Below are 1,086 nucleotides of genomic sequence, written 5' to 3' on the forward strand. Positions count from 1 at the left end.
CTCCCAAGTAGCACGGGGCCCGAGAAATCCCGTGTGAATCTGGCGGGACCACCCGCTAAGCCTAAATATTCCCTAGTGACCGATAGCGGATAGTACCGTGAGGGAATGGTGAAAAGTACCGCGGGAGCGGAGTGAAATAGTACCTGAAACCGTGTGCCTACAAGCCGTGGGAGCGTCGTTCATCAGCTTGCTGGTGGGCCGTGACTGCGTGCCTTTTGAAGAATGAGCCTGCGAGTTTGCGGTGTGTAGCGAGGTTAACCCGTGTGGGGTAGCCGTAGCGAAAGCGAGTCCGAATAGGGCGGTTGAGTTGCATGCCCAAGACCCGAAGCGGAGTGATCTAGCCATGGGCAGGTTGAAGCGCGGGTAAGACCGTGTGGAGGACCGAACCCACCAGGGTTGAAAACCTGGGGGATGACCTGTGGTTAGGGGTGAAAGGCCAATCAAACTCCGTGATAGCTGGTTCTCCCCGAAATGCATTTAGGTGCAGCGTCACGTGTTTCTTGCCGGAGGTAGAGCACTGGATAGGCGATGGGCCTTACCGGGTTACTGACCTTAGCCAAACTCCGAATGCCGGTAAGTGAGAGCGTGGCAGTGAGACTGTGGGGGATAAGCTCCATGGTCGAGAGGGAAACAGCCCAGAACACCGACTAAGGTCCCTAAGCGTGTGCTAAGTGGGAAAGGATGTGGAGTCGCAGAGACAACCAGGAGGTTGGCTTAGAAGCAGCCACCCTTGAAAGAGTGCGTAATAGCTCACTGGTCAAGTGATTCCGCGCCGACAATGTAGCGGGGCTCAAGCACATCACCGAAGTCGTGTCATTGCAGCATATAGGGCCAACGCCTGCTGTGATGGGTAGGGGAGCGTCGTGTGCCGGGTGAAGCGGCGGTGGAAACCAGTCGTGGACGGTATACGAGTGAGAATGCAGGCATGAGTAGCGATACAAGAGTGAGAAACTCTTGCGCCGATTGACCAAGGGTTCCTGGGTCAAGCTGATCTGCCCAGGGTAAGTCGGGACCTAAGGCGAGGCCGACAGGCGTAGTCGATGGACAACGGGTTGATATTCCCGTACCCGCTTTGAAGCGCCAACG

1 rRNA gene is annotated in these 1,086 nt (G+C 56.5%); it reads left to right on the forward strand.

Features of this window, described 5'->3' with window-relative positions:
- Positions 1-1,086 (forward strand): 23S ribosomal RNA (locus ACFVUY_RS43350); the annotation flags it as partial.

This window comes from Kitasatospora sp. NPDC058063, from assembly GCF_042885395.1.
Lineage (GTDB): Bacteria > Actinomycetota > Actinomycetes > Streptomycetales > Streptomycetaceae > Kitasatospora > Kitasatospora lactacystinica.